Origin of the sequence: Shewanella sp. 10N.286.51.B8 (assembly GCF_041469325.1) — a bacterium.
In the GTDB taxonomy this organism is placed as follows: Bacteria; Pseudomonadota; Gammaproteobacteria; order Enterobacterales; family Shewanellaceae; genus Shewanella.
The window spans coordinates 36,490-55,928 of record NZ_JBFRKG010000010.1 but is presented as its reverse complement, the minus strand read 5'-3'; the positions used below and the strand labels follow the sequence as shown (position 1 = coordinate 55,928).

Genomic DNA, 19,439 nt, shown 5'->3' with positions numbered 1-19,439 from the left:
CTTTTAGTAATAGCATCTTTGATAGACATAAAAATTGAATTATATTCTTTCTTTTTTAGCTGCGATGAACATTTTTTCCACCTCACCAAACATCCAGTTCATTATGTGTCCCGCACCTTTATCCCGTCGCTTCACTAATCCCATTTCAATGGTGAGTGAATCCGATATGTGATAACAGCTTAACTCAATTATCTCGCCTGTATACCAATCTGAATGGGCAATATGCTCCGGTACTAAGGCCCAACCTAAACCACGGGCAACGAGAGAAGTAATATAATAATAGCTGTCCACGTGCCAACAATTAGCTGAAATAGGTTTACCTGTGGTTTCTAAGTCACAAATAACAAATTGTTTATACATGTTTAACTGTGAAATATTTGGCACTGGTATTGACGCTAACGGATGTTTCGGTGCAACAATTAGAGATTGGTGAAAACTATCAATGGTAAAGAACTCTAAACTGTCACTCAGTTGTTCACCCAAGAACAAAATACCTAAATCAGCCTTTCCTATTTCAACCCACTGTGCAATATCGTCTCGGGTTCCATTTAAGATAGTCAGTTTTAATAATGGAAATTGGTGAGCGGTTTTATCAAAGAAATCTTCGAAAATAGAGATAGGTACAGCTTCGTCAATAGCGATTGTTAGCGACAATTCATCATCAGTCATTACCGACATAGCTCTAGCATTTAAACGCTCACATTGTGCTATAACGGCATTGGCTTCAATATACATTTGTTCGCCCTGCTCTGTCAGCACAGGTAAACGCCCAGATCTATCAAATAATTTAAAACCTAAATCAATTTCCAAGTTAGCTATAGCACTGCTTATCCTTGACTGCGCTTTTCCTAAAGAACGGGCAGCAGCAGAAAATGAACCTAAATTCACGGCAGTAACAAATGCTTGTAATTGCTCTATAGACCAATTCATATTCATACTCTTAATTGAATCATTAACAATCTATCCGTTTAGCGGATAGTAACCAACTTTAGTCTATCTTATATGGTGCGATAATGATGCTTCATTCTCAACAAGCCTTAAAAAAATGTCGTTAATCATATCTCAAAAAGCCTTAAAAAAATGTCGTTAATCATATCTCAAAAAGTTAATCCTAATAATGTGAAGCAACATTATTGGAAATATGCCATTCCATCGATTAGCGCAATGCTAGTCAGTGGCTTATATCAAATCATCGACGGTATCTTCGTTGGCCATTACATTGGTTTCGAGGGGCTTGCTGGGATCAACCTCGCTTGGCCAATTATCAGCGGTATTATTGGTGTTGGCATGATGATAGGCATGGGTGCAGGCAGCTTATTATCGATAAGCCGTGGCGAGAATAACCCTATAAAATCAAAACGCATTTTAAATAATGCCATCGCCCTGCTCATTGGCTTTAGCATAATGGCTGCGCTGTTCATTCAATTTTTTGCTAAAGACTTATTGTTATTACAAAAAGCTGAAGGTGAGAACTTATCTATGGCAATGGCCTATATAGACGTTTTTGTTTATGGCGCATTTTTTACAACCGCGGCTACTGCAATACCACTGTTAATTCGTAATGATGAAAACCCGGCTATCGCGACACAACTTATGGTGCTAGGTGCCTGTGTAAATATCATATTGGATTACCTGCTGATTGTCCTTTACCCAATGGGCTTGCATGGTGCTGCGTTGGCTACCATGATTTCTCAAACCTTAGTCGTGATATTAGGCGGCTGTTATTTTATGTCGAGTAAATCGAATACTAAATTACAATTTTCTTTGAATGTCATTAACGTTAAGACTATGGGTTCTATAATGGCATTGGGCTTATCCAGTTTGTTTATGTTCATGTATTTTAGCTTTATTATTGCCTTACATAACTACTCATTCATGGTTTACGGCTCGGCTGTACATGTCGCCGCCTTCGCGATTATCGGCTACATCGCCACAATGTTTTATCTCATAGCAGAAGGGATTGCTGGGGGTATGCAGCCACCGGTAAGTTATTATTACGGCAAAAAACAAATAGCCAACATCAAAACAACGGTGATTCTTGCGACAAAAGTCGTTTGTATTTTCGCACTGTTATTGGTTGTAGTATTAAACTTGTTTCCTAGCAATGTGCTGCAGCTGTTCAGTCATGGCGATGGCGCATTAATGGCTGAAGCTTTAATCGGAATTCGATTACATCTGTTTGCGTTAATCTTGGACGGTATTATCTTTGTGGCCACAGTGTATTTTATGGCCGTTAATCAAGGCCGTAAATCCTTAACCATTTCGATAAGTAATATGCTGATCCAACTTCCATTTTTGATGCTTTTGCCGTTGATGATTGGGGTCAATGGTATTTGGCTGGCTGTGCCACTTTCCAATATAAGCTTATGTCTTTTACTGATGCCGATGGTATTTAATGAACTAAAACGCATTAAAAAGATCGACGAACAACACCAGCCTGTAGCGGTAGTACAGCAAAGTCCCCAAACAACGAGTGTGCACGCGTAAGCGCTGTGCAAATATACAAAAGGACTGCAAATGCAGTCCTTTTTAGTTTATTCGATTGTAGACTGTAGGCCTAAATCATTAAGGGGTTAACCGTAGGTGTAACTTGCACCAAGGCCTAATGGGAAACCAATTGACCAATAGATTAATAACCAAGCGCTCCAAATAGACAACAATGCCAAGCTAAATGGCAGCATCATAGAAATTAACGTACCAATGCCTATGCCTTTCACATAACGTTGACAGTAAACTACCACCAACGGGAAGTATGGCATCAATGGGGTAATGATATTAGAGCTTGAATCGCCCACTCGGTAAGCGGCTTGGGATAAATCTGGGCTAATATTGAGCTGCATCAACATAGGAACCAGTACCGGCCCAATCAGTGCCCATTTAGCCGACGATGAACCAACAAATAGGTTAACGAAACCAACTAAAATTACCATGCCAATAACGGTAACTTCAGCAGGCAAGTTCATGGCTTTTAAGCCGCCTGCGCCTTCTACCGCAATTAACGCACCAAGGTTTGACGCTGAAAATGCAGCGACAAACTGGGCACAGAAAAACGCCATTACAATATAGTGCGCCATGCCACTCATTGATTTTGACATCGCCTGCACCACATCGGCTGAACTTTTAAAGGTGCCAGTCATAAAGCCATAAACCAAACCTGGCAATACAAAGAAGATAAAGATTAACGGCACAATTGATTGCATCAATGGCGCACTAAAACTGGTTAACGAACCACTAGCATCGCGTAAGGTTGATGTTTCAGGAATAGTTAATGAGAAAAAGCCAACTATCGCGGCCAACATCACCGCCGATGCCACTCTAAATGCATTTATTTCTTTAGAAGTAACCTCTTCCATTGCTGGTAAATCTACTTCTTCACGCTTTACTTTATGGCTACGATTAAGTCTTGGCTCAAGAATTTTATCGGTTAAATACCAAATTGTTAAGGTAATTGGGATACATGATGAAGCTGCAAAGAACCAATTATTGAGTGGGTTGACTTGAATATCAGGATCGACAATTTGCGCTGCCGACTGAGTAAAGCTTTGTAATAGTGGGTCAATTCCTGAGGGAATAAAGTTGGCGCAAAAACCGCCTGATACCCCTGCAAACGCCGCGGCAATACCAGCTAATGGATGGCGACCAACAGTATAAAATATTACCCCAGCAAGTGGGATAACCACCACGTAACCTGCATCTGTTGCAGTATGTGAAATAATGCCCACTAACACGACCGCTGGCGTTAAAAATTTAGCGGGAGTGATTTTAAGCATTTGCTTCAGCGCGGTATTGATAAAACCCGATTGCTCTGCAACGCCGACACCTAACATGGCAACAAGGACCACCCCTAATGGGGCAAACGCGGTAAAGGTAGACACCATAGAGGTTAAAAAGTGCGTTAATGCTTCAGCGCTAAGCAAATTATTAACCACGATTGGACTATCGGTTCTTGGATCAATTGCCTCAAAACTTACCCCAGACAATAAAGCTGAAATTCCCCATACTGCAAACATCAAAATTAAGAATAGCATTGCAGGATCTGGTAATTTATTACCCACTCGCTCAATACCATCTAATGCTCTTCCTAAAAAGCCGGGTGCTTTTTCTGAAGACTCACTTGTAGTTGTCATTTTAGCCCTACCTTCATTGATACCTTAATCCATTAGCAAAGCATAAATGCCATCAACATTTATCGCTAGTGGATAGAGGTTATATCTATTTTTGAATTTTTGTATTTTTCAGTTTATTAAACCAACCTTTAAGCAAACTTAAAAAAAGAGCCACAATGCTTATAAAAAAAGCATCAAACACAATATTCAGAACTTTATTCCGCAGTTTAGATATATTGACAATTACAGCACTACTAAAAAAAAACAGACAAACCCAAGGTGGCAACATAACAAACAACCCATTAACATCAGTAACTTGCGGTATTTTTTATTATAAAAACACTCATCACTCAGGGTCTAAATCTGTTAACCTTTAATAAAAATAGTTACTATAAAATGAGTTGTTGAGGGCACATGAGTCAATCAAAAGACAAATACAGTATTAATAATACTGACTACGAAGTGGGACAAGATAATATCCAGAAATGGGGTTTTGATATCCACAATCCTGTTTTTGGTATCAGTGCAGGCTTAATCGCTGTTTTTCTAATTGCATTACTTTCAGTCGATGCAAGCACTGCAAAAGCAGCACTCGATGGCGTTAAATGGAAAATAATCAATAATTTTGATGTGCTTTTCATGTGGTCTGCAAACTTTTTCTTACTATTTTGTATCGCCTTAATTATTTCTCCCTTTAGAAAAATCCGCCTTGGTGGCAATGACGCAGTACCCGAATATTCCATATTTTCATGGATGGCGATGCTATTTGCAGCAGGAATGGGCATTGGGCTGATGTTTTGGGGCTTAGCAGAACCTGCAGCTCATTATACTGGTTGGTTTGAAACGCCCGGTGGTGTCGAGCCATTTACTGATGAAGCCATTAAAGCTTCTCTAGGTGCTACCATGTTCCATTGGGGTCTACACCCATGGGCAATATATGCGGTAGTAGCATTATCAATGGCCTTCTTCACATTCAATAAAGGCTTACCCCTGTCTATGCGCTCTGCGTTCTACCCTATTTTAGGTGATAGAACTTGGGGTTGGTTTGGTCATATCATTGATATATTGGCAGTGCTTGCCACTCTGTTTGGTTTAGCAACATCACTAGGCTTGGGCGCTCAACAAGCTGCCAGTGGTATAAGTCATGTATTTGGGATCAGTAATGGCATTTCAACTCAACTTATTATTGTTGCATTTGTTACTTCATTAGCCATATTTTCAGTGATTCGCGGTATGCACGGCGGCGTTAAAGTTCTCAGCAATATTAATTTACTGGCAGCTTTTGCTTTATTGTTATTTATCATAATAATGACTTTTTCCGTCACTCTGACCTATTTACCGATTACTATCATGGGCTATATTGAAAATATTATTCCATTAAGCAATCCACATGGTCGAGAAGACGAAGCTTGGATGCATGGCTGGACAGTATTTTACTGGGCGTGGTGGATATCTTGGTCACCATGTGTGGGGATGTTTATTGCACGTATTTCTCGCGGTAGAACAGTAAAAGAATTCCTACTTGGCGTACTATTGATACCAACAGCGATTACTATTTTTTGGATGGCAACATTTGGCGGCAATGCTATTGATCAAATCATCAATCAAGTCGGTGAATTAGGTGCCAATGGGCTAACAGATATCACGCTAGCGTTATTTCAGGCTTTTGACGTAATGCCAATGACTTCGATAATTTCGATTCTTTCAATCATATTGATCATGGTGTTCTTTATTACTTCATCTGACTCGGCTTCACTGGTCATAGACAGTATTACATCCGGAGGTAAGATTGATGCACCAGTGCCACAACGTATCTTTTGGGCAACCACAGAAGGCGCTATTGCAGCGGTATTATTGTATGTTGGTGGTACAGAAGCGATACAAGCCCTTCAAGCGGGCGCTATATCCACAGGACTCCCTTTCACCATTATCTTACTGACAATGTGTGTAAGCTTAACAATGGGTTTGAAATCGGAAATGGATATTAACCAGAAAAACTACGCTAAGTAATAATTGTAGTTCTAATTAAAATTCCATTAAGTAGAATATAAAACCAGCAAAATACTATTAAAAATAGATTTGCTGGTTTTTTTTGCATTAAAGCTGACTATTATTTCACCGGTTAAGGTTTTTCGACATTAACGCCTTTACTACTTGCTCGAGTAATAAAAAACTTCATTGATACATCGCCAGTATTAAATATGCCGTGTAAGTCCCAGGGGGAAACATACAATACATCGCCAGTTTTTGCAGGTGTTTCTACGCCGTTTAACGTCCAAATACCCGAGCCTTCTACAATGTATAAATACTCCTCTTCAGCATGTTGGTGAGGCGGATGAATTTCGTTGTTAGGTTCTATAATTGCCAAACCCACAATTGTATCCTTGGTGCCTATTGTTTCGCCGTAAAAATAGGTGTAGAAATCACTACCATCGTAAGCTGTCTTATGGGTGTTTTCAAAGTTAACAATACTAGATTGAATATGACTATTTGATTCATTATTTATAGCGTTAGTTTCATTCGAATCTGTATTTTTTACAAAGGCACACGACGTCAGAAAAGTTATAGATATCGAAATAATTAAGTAAAATCCCGATACTTTTGCCATTTTTGACAGATTATTTTTCATAGCTTGTTCCTTATCGTAAATAAATTGCCAACTTTAACTTAAGCACTTTCATAAAAAAGTACTCAGCCGGCTACCTATTTATCTGATCCAATAGCCCCTTCACCAACTTGTTAAATTTTCAGGTATTAATATAACCAGAGACACATATATTCTTATCTGTGATTCAGATTAACTTATCAATTTTAGGTATATTGCATTGTCATTATTAAGCTATTTATCATTATTAAAAATAGCATCGAGCTTAATACGTTCAACTGAATTTAATTCGGGTGATCCACCCTGCATACCAGAACCTGAGGCAATCCATAGGTAGCCATTTGCTTCGATAACACCACTCCCGTGTCTTCCTTGAATTAAAGAAGGCTTTTTAAGCCATTGTTTTGATTGGCTATCAAATAAGTGAACTTCTTCATGAGCTTTATTGGGATCGGCACTTTCTCCCCCGACTACTATCAATTTATTTTGATGAGCGAATATTGCAATGCCAGCTCGTGGGATTGGTAATTCGTTTCGCACTACTTGCCATTGATTAGTCTCGATATTAAATACATCAAGTTTGCCTTCAACTAACTCAAAGACTTGATTGTGCTTGCCTAGAGTTCTTCGTCCCCCTGCAACATAAATATGATTATTTATTAGCGCAGCTTGAGCATGGTCTCGCGCGTGTGGGGCATCATTTAGAATAGTCCAGGTATTGGTCATAAAGTCATAGCGATCAACCCAGTTAACATTGCCATCTAGGTGACCGTTAGTAATACCGCCAATAAGGTAAAGGGAATCGTTTTTAACAACAGCAACGGCACTACCTCTTAACCTTGCTGGTGGAATAGCAGGACCTTTTTCCCATTTGTTTTCATTGGGGTAAAAATAATAAATATTTTCAACTGGCGTCTCAGCGGGATAAGCTCCAGTTAACGCCCCTGCAATAACAATTTTGTTTTTCCATACACTTGGTTGAAAGTGATGTAGCTCTATGGGGGATTCTTGTAAAGGGTGCCACATTAACAAATTAGGGTCAAACTCATCAACGGCTTTTATTCCTCTGCCACCAATTAAATAACCCTTATCTTCAAATTTGATAAAGCCCGCTTCGTGGCGTGCAGAGAAAGAGTTCGACGTTGCTATTTGCTGCCAAGTGGTTGTGGCTGTTGCGTTAAGTACAACAAATAGTGAAACAAATAGTGAAACAAACAAGGCCACCAAAGAAAGGGGGGAATGGGTAATTTTCATGGCTATTTCTCTGAAAGCGTTTTGTTATACTTAGTAAAAAACGCCGCTACCGTTGGTGTGTCTTGAATATCTAATATATAAGTGACTTCAACTAAATCAGAAAAGTCAGTACCGCCAGCTGAAATCGCCTTGTTATCGTAGCGCCCATTAATACCATTATATTTTGTACATATTTCATTGGCCTGTTTCCAAACTTTTGCTGACAAAAGCTTGGTATCTTCAAGATTTTTACTTGAGTAGGATTGATTGTTAAATCCTGGGGTACCGTTTCCTTCTTTGTTACCGTCAGCAATTCTTATGTAAGTGGTGTTTTGCTTAACGTAATTTAATGCATCCACGCTAGTTTCTTGTTCATTCCAATCGGCGTGTTGCACTACGATTATTTGATCTTTGGAAAATGAGATATTGAATTCACTAAGTGCTACTAATATTTCTTGAGTAAAATCACTTTGCCCTGCCTCTACCATCCAAACATTGCCACCTAAAGATAATGTTTTGTTTATCTTTTTGATGCTTCTATAGATAGAGTTTTGTCTGTCGTTATGTGCATCTGTCCAGTTTTGCTTGAACACCATATCGAATAGGTTATTTGCCGGTACATAGGCGCCTGCTTGTATGCCGTAAGTGCCGCTAATAGCGTAGTAATTCAAGTTTTTATATTCCTTTGATTGCAGTAATAAATCGAATGCTGCAATGGTATGAACATCATCAACATCCGTTTTAAGATCAAAGTTTAAAAGTAGTAAGTCTTTGTCTATGTCGAACTTTTGTTCCGTGGCAGCGCCATTAAATGATAAAAATAGCGAAATGATGAACAAGAGAGATTGAGTTATGTATTTCATGTAGAGCCTCATGGTTATTTATTATGTTTAGACAAACATTAAGTTATTTTTTTCTATCAAAAGCATTGATTTTTCGACTGTTAGCGAACTTAAACAGCAGGTACAGCTAGAAAGAATAAAGTTATGCTAGCTGTTTTTTTAGTGAACAAATTGACTGTCAAAATATCAACCCATCAACAGTTATGGTTATAATGACCATTACCATAACGTCTTAACGATACGATGTTCAACAACTTTTTATTAACAATTTTATCACCCAAGATTTAACCATTGAAAAATCTACTCTTTATTGCCTTAAACTAATGTATTTAGACTGGAGTGTTATGCTTAATGCGGTCACCTAATTAGATGTGAATTTTCAAAGCTCTAGTGGTCAAAAAATATTGGCAAACCTCAGCAAGATTAGCAATCTATACATTGGTACCCCTCCTTTAAACATTAAATAATTAGCGACTTACTTAGCAGAACTACAATGTGTCACCTATGCTTTAGATAATCTGAATATAAATCTGTAGGTTGTACATGACTGTGAGAAAAAGCATCCCCAAGGTTGCCGAAACTGTTTTAGTTGATGGTCATTACATAGTTGAGCAACGATCTTATGTTGAGCGCCGCAAAAACAAATCGGCTATCGTTCGTTATGACCGCAGAAAACAGCGAGACCCACGTTTACCGCAATTTAAATCTATTGACGAGGTGGTGTGACTTCAATAGCCGATAGGTCTAAATAATCATTTCAACAACCATCCTCTAAAGACCAAATACCATGTCACCAAATCAAATTATCATTGTCATAATCTTATTCGTTACTATGGCGCTTTTTTTATGGGGGCGCTGGCGTCATGACTTAGTCGCTATGTCTGCCTTGCTTGTTTGTGTATTCACAGGTCTAGTCCCAAGCAGTGAAGCTTTTACAAGTTTCAGTCACCCAGCAGTCATCACTGTGGCCGGTGTGCTGGTATTAGGCTATGGCCTGCAACGCTCCGGTGCTGTCGATATATTGGCAAAGTACTTATTACCAGCTCAAGCGGGACCAACCTTGAGTATACTGGGGCTGATCAGTTTGGCGGCCTTGCTATCAGGGTTTATGAATAATGTAGGCGCCCTTGCATTACTAATGCCTATTGCGATTCAAATGGCTGCTAAATATGACTTACCTGCAGGGAAAGTATTAATGCCACTGGCATTTGGTTCAATTTTAGGCGGGATGACAACTTTAATTGGTACGCCAACAAATATCGTCGTTTCTGGATTTCGTGAATCCAGCGGATTAGGTAGTTTTACCATGTTTGACTTTTCGCCAGTAGGTGTTTGTATTGCTCTGGCTGGAATCGTGTTTGTCGGTTTATTTGGCTGGCATATCGTACCCAGTCGCAAACAATCTTCATCTGGCAGTTTTGATACCGGTAATTACTTCTGTGAAGTTAATATTGTGGCTGGCAGTATTGCTGAAAAAATGAATCTGCGAGAAGTAGATAAATTGCTTGATGAGGCCGATGCTCAAATTATCAGCATGATCCGTCGCGAGGTACACCTCACGGCCCCAAATCCAAATAGAGTGCTACAAACTGGTGATATCCTGATCATAGAAGTCGAACCGGAATCTATCCCTAAAGCACTTTCTAGCCTAGGGCTAGAACTTGAACCAGAAAGCGCTATTACAGAAGAAGCGCAAACTGTAGCAGTGGTTGAAACTAAACTGCAAAAAAAAGGCGACGAATCAACACCAGAATCTGCTAAAGATGATGATAATGACACAAGTAAGCCTGCAGAAATTATCATGCAGGAGCTAGTCGTAATGCCAGGCACCACAATAGTTAATCGCTCGGTATCCGATATTGAATTACGTAACCGCTATGGTATCAATTTACTCGCCATTTCTCGCCAAGGCCACCGCTCAGTAAAACGTTTACGATCTACCCCGATAAAAGCCGGTGACGTATTATTACTTCAAGGTGATCCTGAATCTGTATCAGGTTTTGCATCTCAGTACGGCTGCTTACCTTTGGCGGCGCGTGATATTCGCGTCCCCAAAAAAGGACATGCACTAACTGCGTCACTGATCATGATAATTACCCTCATTACTGTAGCGTTCGGAATACTGCCAGCAGCGGTAGCATTTGTAGCAGGCGCCCTTGCCTTTACTTTATTTGGCTTAGTACCAATCCGCTCTATTTATACTTCAATCGACTGGCCTGTGATTGTTTTACTTGCGGCTTTACTGCCTGTTGCTAATGCTATGTACACAACTGGCACCGCAGATTTAATTGCCCAGTTTTTACTGGATAATATTGCCCAGAGCCATGCCATTGGCGCATTATTATTGGTGTTAATTGTGACCATGTTTTTATCTGATTTGATGAATAATGTCGCCACTGCAGCAGTCATGTGCCCGATCGGGATCAGTACTGCAGCCCAACTTGGGGTTAACCCTGATACATTCTTAATGGCCATAGCGATTGGGGCATCATGCGCGTTTTTAACGCCAATAGGTCATCAAAACAATACCCTGATCCTCGGTCCTGGTGGGTTTCGCTTTGGGGATTATTGGCGACTGGGTTTATTACTTGAACTTATTGTGGTGTCAGTGAGCATACCTATGCTGCTATGGGTGTGGCCATTTTAATCAACATTGCTGAATTTCTAATAGCTTCCACATAATGCATTCACAAGCTATATTTTATATCGCTTGTGATCAGCAATGGGCTTTTTAATAATCAGTTTTGACGTTTTGCCTTTAATCTTACCAAGGCAACACTTGACCGTTTGAATGTTTAAATACGCCAGTTTGACTCATATCAAGTTGCGTTATTAAACCTACAATACGCGCAGCTGATTCAGTTGCTGATATATCACCGCCATGATTTACCATATCTGTTTGTACATAACCTGGGTGATATATACCGACCGCAACCTCTTTTGATGCTAAGTCATGACTTAACGACATTGATGCAGCATTTAAAGCAGCCTTTGACATACGGTAACCATAACGACCACCTGAGGTATTATCTTCGATAGAGCCCATTCTTGAGGTTATCATCGCAACTTTACCACCAACATTTAGTTGTGATTGTAGCGCAGCAACAATACGCAACGGAGCCAGTGCGTTTACTTCAAACTGCTGGCGAATCGTATCTATGTTCAGATGAGCTAACTGCTCATCACGTAAAATACCCGCATTGCACACCAGTACGTCAATTAACACACCAGCAAGTGAGGTTTTCATATTATGAATCCCCTCATCGGTAGCCACATCAATTTGAGTTATCACGTTAATACCCAAATCGTCGAGCTCATCAGAAGTATGACGGCATAATCCAAACACTTTATAACCTTGCTGCTTGAATAGTTTTGCTAGTGCTAAACCAATACCGCGGTTTGCACCCGTAATAACAACGTTTTTTGACATAGGATAATCCTTAAACACTGAGCTCTGCATTGAAACAAACCTCAGTAAGTAAACTTAGTAATTATATTTAATACAAATAGTGAATATTATCAGTAAACAAAAAAACCTAGCAAATTGCTAGGTTTTTTAATTAATACTCACCTTAAGCTTAAATCGCCATGGCCAGCTCAGCGCCTTGTCTAATAGCGCGTTTAGCATCTAATTCAGCGGCAACATCAACACCACCAATAAGGTGAACTGGTAACCCTGACGCTTTCATCTCATCGACTAATGTGCGGTTAGACTCTTGCCCTGCACATAAGACTACATTATCAACCGCAAGAATTTCTGACTGCTCACCGACTTTAATATGTAACCCTTGTTGGTCAAACTTTTCATAGCTAACACCGGTTTTCATATTCACTTGATGCTGCTTTAAAACACTACGATGGATCCAGCCGGTTGTTTTACCTAAACCTTTACCCATTTTAGTGGTTTTACGTTGCAGTAAATACACATCGCGACTTGGGTTATGCTCTGATTCGTCAGTTAAACCGCCAGCATGTTGATAGCTTTTATCAATACCCCATTGCTTTAACCACTTTTCAGGCTGTAATGTTGATGATTCCTTCTCGCACAGGAAATGCGCCATATCAAAACCAATACCGCCAGCACCGATTAACGCAACTTTATCACCAATCTCTACTTCACCTTTTAGCACTTGCTGATAATCAACCACTTTAGGATCATCAAATCCCGGTAAGGATAACGCCCGTGGGACAACCCCAGAGGCAATAATCACTTCATCAAACTTTTCAGAGGCTAATACTGCTGCATCTAAACGGGTGTTTAATCGTAATTCGACATTATGCAGCTTCATTTGATTTTTGAAATAACGAATGGTTTCGTGAAACTCTTCTTTACCTGGAATTTTACGCGCTAAGTTAAATTGGCCGCCCACTTCGTCTTTAGCTTCAAACAATACTACTTCATGGCCACGTGAAGCGGCATATACAGAAAACGCCATTCCAGCAGGGCCTGCGCCCATAACCGCAAGACGTTTTTTACCTGTGGTTGGGGTAAAATTAATCTCAGTTTCATAACATGCACGTGGATTAACTAAACAGGTAGCACGTTTCATTGAGAAGGTATGATCTAAACACGCTTGGTTACAACCAATACAGGTATTGATTAATTCACTTTGATCAGCTGCCGCTTTATTAACAAATTCAGCATCGGCTAAGAAAGGCCGCGCCATTGATACCATGTCAGCCTGACCCGATGCGATAATTGATTCACCAATTTCAGGGGTATTAATACGGTTAGTCGCAATTAATGGCACATTAACTTCTGATTTGAGTTTTTCAGTCACCCATGCAAAAGCGCCGCGCGGCACACTGGTGGCAATGGTAGGTACACGTGCTTCATGCCAACCGATGCCGGTATTGATGATGCTCACACCAGCACTTTCTAGCCATTTAGCCAGTTGCACTACTTCATCCCAGCTTGAGCCATTGTCGACTAAATCAAGCATAGAAAGCCTGAATATTATGATAAAATCGCTACCGACTTTCGCACGAATAGCATTAACAATTTCAACGGGGAATTTAGCACGCTGAGTAAAGTCACCGCCCCACTCGTCGGTACGTTTATTGGTACGCGAACTGATAAACTGATTAATTAAATAGCCTTCTGAGCCCATTACTTCAACACCGTCATAGCCCGCTTTTTTTGCAAGCGCAGCGCTAGATGCATAATCTTTAATGGTATTACGCACTTGTCTTGATGACATTGCTGACGGCGTAAAAGGGGTAATAGGTGATTTTATTTTGCTTGGCGCTAATGAAAATGGATGGTAGCTATAACGGCCTGCATGTAGAATTTGCATACAGATTTTGCCATCCGCTTCATGGACTGCATCGGTAACAATTTTATGTTTGCTTACTTGCCAAGGAAAACTTAATTGGCATGCATGAGGCGCTAGCCGACCTCTGAAATTTGGCGCTATGCCACCGGTGACAATTAAGCCACAGCCACCTGCTGCACGTTCTTTATAAAATGCAGCTAGTTTCTCAAATCCGCCCTTTTCTTCTTCTAGACCCGTATGCATTGAACCCATCAATACACGGTTTTTTAACTTGGTGAAGCCTAGATCTAAGGGTTCTAATAAATGTGGAAACGACATTCAAACATCCTTTTTAAACAAGTGATTTAAACTAGCATACAACGACATAATCATAAGCTCAATCATTTAGCGTAGCTATTGTTAAAAACCGTTACAATTCAATTTCCCAAAATCACTCAAGATCAGTTAGCATTACACTATTAGAATGTTACAGGAGTGGCTAATGTCCGCTAAACCCTCATTAATTAAGAGATTCTTTGGATTTATTTGGAAAACCATCAACGGTATTCGTAAATTAATCCTCAATATCATTTTCTTCGGCATCATTGCCATGATCATTATGGCTATGACATCTGAAGAAGAAATCACCATTGAAGATCAATCTGCCTTAGTCTTAAACCTATCTGGCAGCATTGTGGATCAAAAACGTCATGTTGACCCGATTGAAGCGATATTTAAACAAAGTAACACTGATGATCCGGAAGCAGAAATACTTTTAGCCGACATTCTTTACGTCATTGAAAATGCCACTCATGACAAACGTATTAATAGCATCGTATTGAAAATGGGCAATTTACGTAGTGGTGGGATCAGTAAAATGACCGCCATTGGTGATGCCTTAAACAAGTTTAAAGAAGCGGGTAAAACCGTGGTTGCTGTTGGCAATTCATACGAGCAAAATCAATACTTCCTGGCAAGTTATGCGAATACCATTTATCTCAACCATAAAGGTGGCGTGTCACTTGAAGGCCTTAGCAGCTACCGTATGTTCTTTAAAACCGCACTTGAGAAAATGAACATCAGCACCCATGTATTTAGAGTCGGCACTTTCAAATCAGCGGTCGAACCCTTTATCCGTGATGATATGTCAGCGCCGGCAAAAGAAGCCAGCAACGCCCTGCTTACTGACTTATGGCAAAACTTTGAAACAACCATTGCCACTAACCGTCAAATTGAGACCGAGAATATCGTATTAAGCCCACAAACCTACCTAGCGGAACTTGATAGTGTTAACGGTGACTCAGCTCAATTAGCGATAAAAATGAATTGGGTTGATGAATTAGTCTCAGATGAGTCATTTAGACTCGCCATGCTTAAAACCGTAGGTCAAGAAGCCAATGGCGACTCATACAAGCAAATCTCTTTTTCTAAATATTTTAATTTAGTACAGCCAATTCCTTCACTGATAGAACAAGAATCTGTCGGCATTGTGGTCGCCAAAGGTAATATCCTCAATGGCAAACAACAAGCGGGACAAATTGGTGGCGAGAGCACTTCAGCACTATTAAAGAAAGCCCGCTTTGATAACAAAGTTAAAGCAGTCGTGCTACGTGTCGACACCCCAGGTGGGAGTGCATTTGCTTCTGAAAAAATTAGACAAGAAGTCATTGCCCTTAAACAGGCTGGTAAACCCGTAGTGGTCAGTATGGGTAGCCTAGCGGCATCTGGCGGTTATTGGATTTCAGCAAGTGCAGATTACATTTATGCCACTCCAACTACCCTCACTGGTTCTATCGGGATCTTTGGCATGTTTGCCACCTTTGAAAAAGTCTTGTCCAATTGGGGCATTAACTCAGATGGTGTGTCGACCTCGCAATGGGCTGGTATTTCGGCGACCCGTGAGTTAGACCCAAATATTTCTGCTGTCATACAACGCCATATTGAACACGGCTATCATGAATTTATCTCGTTAGTTGCCACTGAACGAAACATGTCGTTAGAACAAGTAGACCGCATTGCCCAAGGCCGTGTTTGGTCTGGCACCCGCGCCGTTGAACTGGGGTTGGTTGACGAACTTGGCGATATGGATAGCGCCATTGCTAAAGCGGCTGAAATGGCTGAAATGGTAAAGTTTGATACTAAAGTCATCGAGCAAGAGCTCACAACCGAGCAAATCTTCATGCAAAAAATGCTCGCATCTGCTGCAACATATTTACCTGTAGCAACCACACAGTCACCTATGGTTGAACAATTTATGGGTCAATGGCGCACTGTTGTTGAACAAATGACTCAGTTTGATGATCCCAATGGCCTATACATGTATTGCGAACTCTGCGATTACTAAGCTATTGTGATTGTTTAATCTTGTTAGGCATGAAGTCAGAATAAGATCAAATTGAATTATCTTCAAAAAAGCCCGTTATTCGGGCTTTTTTATTGGGTTTTATTCAGCTCAAGCCGTATAATTTGCAGATTATATAATTTAAGTGGTTGAGAATTCATTACAATGACAAAACGCTCCATATACGTTGCCTATACTGGCGGTACGATTGGTATGCGCAAAACCGATGATGGCTTTGCACCTGTGGCAGGATTTTTAACTGATTGTGTAAAGTCCATGCCAGAGTTTTACCATGAAGAAATGCCAACCTTTGTCATTAATGAATATTCACCATTGATTGATTCTTCAAACATGGCACCACCTGATTGGCAGCGCATCGCCAATGACATCAAAGCCAATTACCATAACTACGACGGCTTTGTGATCTTGCATGGCACTGACACCATGGCATACACGGCTTCTGCCTTGTCATTCATGTTACAAGGGCTATCCAAGCCTGTTATCGTAACCGGTTCGCAAATCCCATTAGCTCAGCTGCGCTCAGATGGGCAAACTAACCTGCTTAATTCACTGTATATTGCGGCGAATTATCCCGTCGCTGAAGTGTGTTTATTCTTTAATAATAAGTTGTTTAGGGGCAACCGCTCAACCAAAGCCCATGCTGATGGTTTTGATGCTTTCGCGTCACCTAACTTTCCTATATTGTTAGAAGCTGGGATCAAAATTAATTTACGTGCAGGTAAGATCACCGAGCCCACCACTAAGCCCTTAGAGGTGATTAACATCAGCCCGCAACCTGTAGGGGTGATCACCTTATACCCAGGTATTTCAACTGAGATTTTTAACAACATCTTAATGCAGCCAGTAAAAGCACTTATCTTACTGACCTTTGGTGTTGGGAATGCGCCTCAAGATAAAGCCTTATTAGATACCCTTAAACAAGCTGATGAACGTGGCATTGTAATTGTTAATCTAACCCAGTGTTTTCAAGGAAAGGTGAACATGGGGGGTTATGCGACGGGTAATGCATTAGCCAAAGCTGGAGTGATTAGCGGCTCAGATATGACCATTGAAGCAGCATTGGCTAAATTACATTATTTACTATCAAAAAATTTAACTTCAAATGAAGTAAAAATCGCAATGCAGCAAAACTTACTGGGTGAGCTAACTGAATAAATTTCTGAAAATAAACATGTAATGTACTTTAGACAATAAAAAGCCGCATCTTTGATGCGGCTTTTTTGCTGAAATAAATTCACTAGAGATAACTAAAAATCAGTTTATAGTTCTGGCTCTTTAAATTCTGCGATAGCTTCACCGCGAAATTGTTTTTTTAACTGTGATTTAGACAGCTCGTTTATCTCGCCACCAGCAGCAATTGTAAAGTGATCAGTTTGAGTTAACTTACGCGCTTGATACAACATCACTACCTGTAACGTTGACTCTTTTTGCTCGCTAGATAGCACTGTGCCATCTTCCCATTTACCCGTTTCTGCCGCTGCGCGTAAACGTTGATAAACCTCATCAGGCATTTCATCTATGACTTTATTAATATCATTCATACACTTTTCCGCTTATGGATTAGACTTCTGACTCGAGTAATAATGTAGCCAACAAAGCCAAAAGCAAAACAACTACCTGCAATATATGCATCCGTTCCAGTGGCAACTTCGCCGCCCCAAAAACCATATACTGCACCTGCAATAAATAGCGTTAGAAACAACATCATTTGATTCATTAATTTATTAGACTTCTGAATGTGTGAAATTGTTCTTTTTGAATCACTATCGCCATCAGCAGAAGCCTTACAGTATTGGCACTGTTTTGCTTTGCTCGAAATTCGCTTTTGACACACAGGACATTCGATTAACGCCATAAAACTGCCTATTCTGTTAAATTATCAACCACAGCCAACATCGCAACTAGTGATGCTTCACCTAAATATTCACAGCGCGCCGGTGACCACCCAACCACAGGATCGGCTAAGTTGTCATTGTCTTTAAATGGCATTTCTAAGGTATTCGCTAGACATTTGAATGTGTTGCCGACCCAGTTAGAACCAACGGTTAAGTTCGCTTTTCCTGGCTCATCTTTGTCATAACCATATTTAGTTTGGAAATCAGCACTTGCCATACTTAACGCTGCAAGGAACTGTTCTTGTAACTTGGCCATATGTGGAGTGTAATTTGGTGCGCCTTCACAGCCAGCAACAAACACGTAAGGTAAGCCTTCATCACCATGAACATCATAGAATAAATCTACACCAGTCTCTTTCATCTTATTGGTAACATAATAAACCTCAGGGCTTCGCTCTAAACTAGGCGACTCCCACTCACGATTTAAGTTAGTTCCAACAGCATTCGTACGTAAATGGCCTCTGACGCTTCCATCAGGATTCATGTTTGGCACGATATAGAAATTAGCTTTATCCAATAGCAGTTTCGAGGTTGGACAATCACTGTCTAATAATTGGTTTAGCAGGCCTTCAATTAACCATTCAGCCATGGTTTCACCAGGGTGCTGCCTTGCGGTAATCCAAATATTTTTCTTTGAAGGATCGTTATCACCAATAGTTAGCAGGCTCATATCACGACCATCAAGGGTTAAACCTAAATTTTCTAGTTTAACTGATGGGTGAAGTTGTACTGAGCTAATCAGATCTAAGTGACGTTCGTAACTGTAAGGCGCAAAGTAAGCAATTTGAATGGCATCGCAATCTAAATCAACTTGGATTGATAATTTACCATCTTGATATGTTGTCGGTAAGCGGAACCAATGCTGGCGATCGTAACTAGCAACGGCTTGATAATTTTCCCAACCTTTCGGGTAAGAGGCACTGCCTGCGTTAACGATATTCAATGTGTAAGTTTGACCAATTTGACCTTCCATACGGAAGTTAAACCATTGGTAAAACTCTCCACCTTCATCAGGTCTAATGGCGAGTTGAATGTCATCGTGCTTGTCTAAACTAATGGTCTCAATGTTGCCGCCATCAAAATTCGCGCTAATACGCATAGGACTTCCTTTATGTAAGGTTATAATCGACGTTATCCCTGA

At 40.3% G+C, this 19,439-nt stretch carries 16 protein-coding genes; 6 read left to right on the top strand and 10 right to left on the bottom strand.

The features are described 5' to 3' along the window. Nucleotides 1-39: 39 nt before the first annotated feature. Nucleotides 40-930 (bottom strand): LysR family transcriptional regulator, encoded by an 891-nt coding sequence (locus AB4160_RS05895; RefSeq protein ID WP_102439812.1) that lies wholly within the window; start codon nt 928-930, stop codon nt 40-42. Between the two features lie 150 nt (nt 931-1,080). Between AB4160_RS05895 and AB4160_RS05890 the strand changes: the two genes are divergently transcribed. After that, nucleotides 1,081-2,487 carry an MATE family efflux transporter gene (locus AB4160_RS05890; RefSeq protein WP_102531359.1) on the top strand — a complete coding sequence of 469 codons (1,407 nt, stop codon included), beginning with the start codon at nt 1,081-1,083 and terminating at the stop codon, nt 2,485-2,487. Between the two features lie 86 nt (nt 2,488-2,573). Here AB4160_RS05890 and AB4160_RS05885 read toward each other — a convergent pair whose 3' ends face one another. Beyond that, a complete protein-coding gene (locus AB4160_RS05885) occupies nt 2,574-4,127 on the bottom strand; it encodes an AbgT family transporter (protein WP_372003874.1) in 1,554 nt (517 codons plus the stop codon). 393 nt (nt 4,128-4,520) lie between these two features. On the opposite strand from AB4160_RS05885, the gene AB4160_RS05880 reads away from it, so the two are divergent. After that, complete coding sequence (locus AB4160_RS05880) at nt 4,521-6,116, top strand: BCCT family transporter (RefSeq protein ID WP_102439809.1); 1,596 nt, start codon at nt 4,521-4,523, stop codon at nt 6,114-6,116. Nucleotides 6,117-6,228: 112 nt separating this feature from the next. Here the strand turns inward: AB4160_RS05880 and AB4160_RS05875 are convergent, their stop codons facing one another. The 3 genes from AB4160_RS05875 to AB4160_RS05865 form a co-directional block, all read right to left on the bottom strand. Further along, nucleotides 6,229-6,735, bottom strand: a complete 507-nt coding sequence (locus AB4160_RS05875; RefSeq protein ID WP_102439808.1) for a cupin domain-containing protein — start codon at nt 6,733-6,735, stop codon at nt 6,229-6,231. 210 nt (nt 6,736-6,945) lie between these two features. Continuing rightward, nucleotides 6,946-7,965 (bottom strand): Kelch repeat-containing protein, encoded by a 1,020-nt coding sequence (locus AB4160_RS05870; RefSeq protein WP_372003872.1) that lies wholly within the window; start codon nt 7,963-7,965, stop codon nt 6,946-6,948. 2 nt (nt 7,966-7,967) lie between these two features. Next, nucleotides 7,968-8,807, bottom strand: a complete 840-nt coding sequence (locus AB4160_RS05865) for a hypothetical protein (RefSeq protein ID WP_372003870.1) — start codon at nt 8,805-8,807, stop codon at nt 7,968-7,970. Between the two features lie 522 nt (nt 8,808-9,329). Here AB4160_RS05865 and AB4160_RS05860 point away from each other — a divergent pair. After that, nucleotides 9,330-9,512: a hypothetical protein gene (locus AB4160_RS05860; RefSeq protein WP_372003868.1), complete on the top strand. Its 183-nt coding sequence runs from the start codon at nt 9,330-9,332 to the stop codon at nt 9,510-9,512. Nucleotides 9,513-9,573: 61 nt separating this feature from the next. Then, nucleotides 9,574-11,433: an SLC13 family permease gene (locus AB4160_RS05855; protein ID WP_372003866.1), complete on the top strand. Its 1,860-nt coding sequence runs from the start codon at nt 9,574-9,576 to the stop codon at nt 11,431-11,433. Nucleotides 11,434-11,550: 117 nt separating this feature from the next. On the opposite strand, the gene AB4160_RS05850 is transcribed toward AB4160_RS05855, so the two are convergent. Together AB4160_RS05850 and AB4160_RS05845 are read right to left on the bottom strand one after the other, a co-directional pair. After that, the gene (locus AB4160_RS05850) at nt 11,551-12,216 is read right to left on the bottom strand and encodes an SDR family oxidoreductase (RefSeq protein WP_102439803.1); all 666 of its coding nucleotides are present in this window, start codon (nt 12,214-12,216) and stop codon (nt 11,551-11,553) included. 148 nt (nt 12,217-12,364) lie between these two features. Continuing rightward, on the bottom strand, nt 12,365-14,380 hold the full coding sequence (locus AB4160_RS05845) for an FAD-dependent oxidoreductase (protein ID WP_372003864.1): 2,016 nt from the start codon (nt 14,378-14,380) through the stop codon (nt 12,365-12,367). Nucleotides 14,381-14,543: 163 nt separating this feature from the next. Here AB4160_RS05845 and sppA point away from each other — a divergent pair, with 163 nt between their 5' ends. Together sppA and ansA are read left to right on the top strand one after the other, a co-directional pair. Then, entirely contained in the window at nt 14,544-16,385 is a 1,842-nt protein-coding gene (sppA, locus tag AB4160_RS05840; RefSeq protein WP_372003862.1) for a signal peptide peptidase SppA, read from the top strand. 162 nt (nt 16,386-16,547) lie between these two features. After that, on the top strand, nt 16,548-17,558 hold the full coding sequence (ansA, locus tag AB4160_RS05835; RefSeq protein WP_102435808.1) for an asparaginase: 1,011 nt from the start codon (nt 16,548-16,550) through the stop codon (nt 17,556-17,558). Between the two features lie 104 nt (nt 17,559-17,662). On the opposite strand, the gene AB4160_RS05830 is transcribed toward ansA, so the two are convergent. The 3 genes from AB4160_RS05830 to AB4160_RS05820 are packed head-to-tail and all read right to left on the bottom strand — an operon-like array spanning nt 17,663 to nt 19,397. Further along, entirely contained in the window at nt 17,663-17,944 is a 282-nt protein-coding gene (locus AB4160_RS05830; protein ID WP_102436222.1) for a YeaC family protein, read from the bottom strand. Then, nucleotides 17,941-18,258: a zinc ribbon domain-containing protein gene (locus tag AB4160_RS05825; RefSeq protein ID WP_076536453.1), complete on the bottom strand. Its 318-nt coding sequence runs from the start codon at nt 18,256-18,258 to the stop codon at nt 17,941-17,943. The genes AB4160_RS05830 and AB4160_RS05825 overlap by 4 nt, the downstream gene beginning before the upstream one ends. Before the next feature lie 8 nt (nt 18,259-18,266). Beyond that, nucleotides 18,267-19,397, bottom strand: coding sequence for a M14-type cytosolic carboxypeptidase (locus AB4160_RS05820; protein ID WP_102436220.1), 1,131 nt, complete (start codon nt 19,395-19,397; stop codon nt 18,267-18,269). Nucleotides 19,398-19,439 lie beyond the last annotated feature (42 nt).

Excerpts from the sequence above, each read along its gene's own strand:
- AB4160_RS05895 (WP_102439812.1), bottom strand. The coding sequence starts at position 930 with ATGAATTGGTCTATAGAGCAATTACAAGCATTTGTTACTGCCGTGAAT.
- AB4160_RS05890 (WP_102531359.1), top strand. The coding sequence starts at position 1,081 with ATGTCGTTAATCATATCTCAAAAAGTTAATCCTAATAATGTGAAGCAA.
- AB4160_RS05885 (WP_372003874.1), bottom strand. The coding sequence starts at position 4,127 with ATGACAACTACAAGTGAGTCTTCAGAAAAAGCACCCGGCTTTTTAGGA.
- AB4160_RS05880 (WP_102439809.1), top strand. The coding sequence starts at position 4,521 with ATGAGTCAATCAAAAGACAAATACAGTATTAATAATACTGACTACGAA.
- AB4160_RS05875 (WP_102439808.1), bottom strand. The coding sequence starts at position 6,735 with ATGAAAAATAATCTGTCAAAAATGGCAAAAGTATCGGGATTTTACTTA.
- AB4160_RS05870 (WP_372003872.1), bottom strand. The coding sequence starts at position 7,965 with ATGAAAATTACCCATTCCCCCCTTTCTTTGGTGGCCTTGTTTGTTTCA.
- AB4160_RS05865 (WP_372003870.1), bottom strand. The coding sequence starts at position 8,807 with ATGAAATACATAACTCAATCTCTCTTGTTCATCATTTCGCTATTTTTA.
- AB4160_RS05860 (WP_372003868.1), top strand. The coding sequence starts at position 9,330 with ATGACTGTGAGAAAAAGCATCCCCAAGGTTGCCGAAACTGTTTTAGTT.
- AB4160_RS05855 (WP_372003866.1), top strand. The coding sequence starts at position 9,574 with ATGTCACCAAATCAAATTATCATTGTCATAATCTTATTCGTTACTATG.
- AB4160_RS05850 (WP_102439803.1), bottom strand. The coding sequence starts at position 12,216 with ATGTCAAAAAACGTTGTTATTACGGGTGCAAACCGCGGTATTGGTTTA.
- AB4160_RS05845 (WP_372003864.1), bottom strand. The coding sequence starts at position 14,380 with ATGTCGTTTCCACATTTATTAGAACCCTTAGATCTAGGCTTCACCAAG.
- sppA (WP_372003862.1), top strand. The coding sequence starts at position 14,544 with ATGTCCGCTAAACCCTCATTAATTAAGAGATTCTTTGGATTTATTTGG.
- ansA (WP_102435808.1), top strand. The coding sequence starts at position 16,548 with ATGACAAAACGCTCCATATACGTTGCCTATACTGGCGGTACGATTGGT.
- AB4160_RS05830 (WP_102436222.1), bottom strand. The coding sequence starts at position 17,944 with ATGAATGATATTAATAAAGTCATAGATGAAATGCCTGATGAGGTTTAT.
- AB4160_RS05825 (WP_076536453.1), bottom strand. The coding sequence starts at position 18,258 with ATGGCGTTAATCGAATGTCCTGTGTGTCAAAAGCGAATTTCGAGCAAA.
- AB4160_RS05820 (WP_102436220.1), bottom strand. The coding sequence starts at position 19,397 with ATGCGTATTAGCGCGAATTTTGATGGCGGCAACATTGAGACCATTAGT.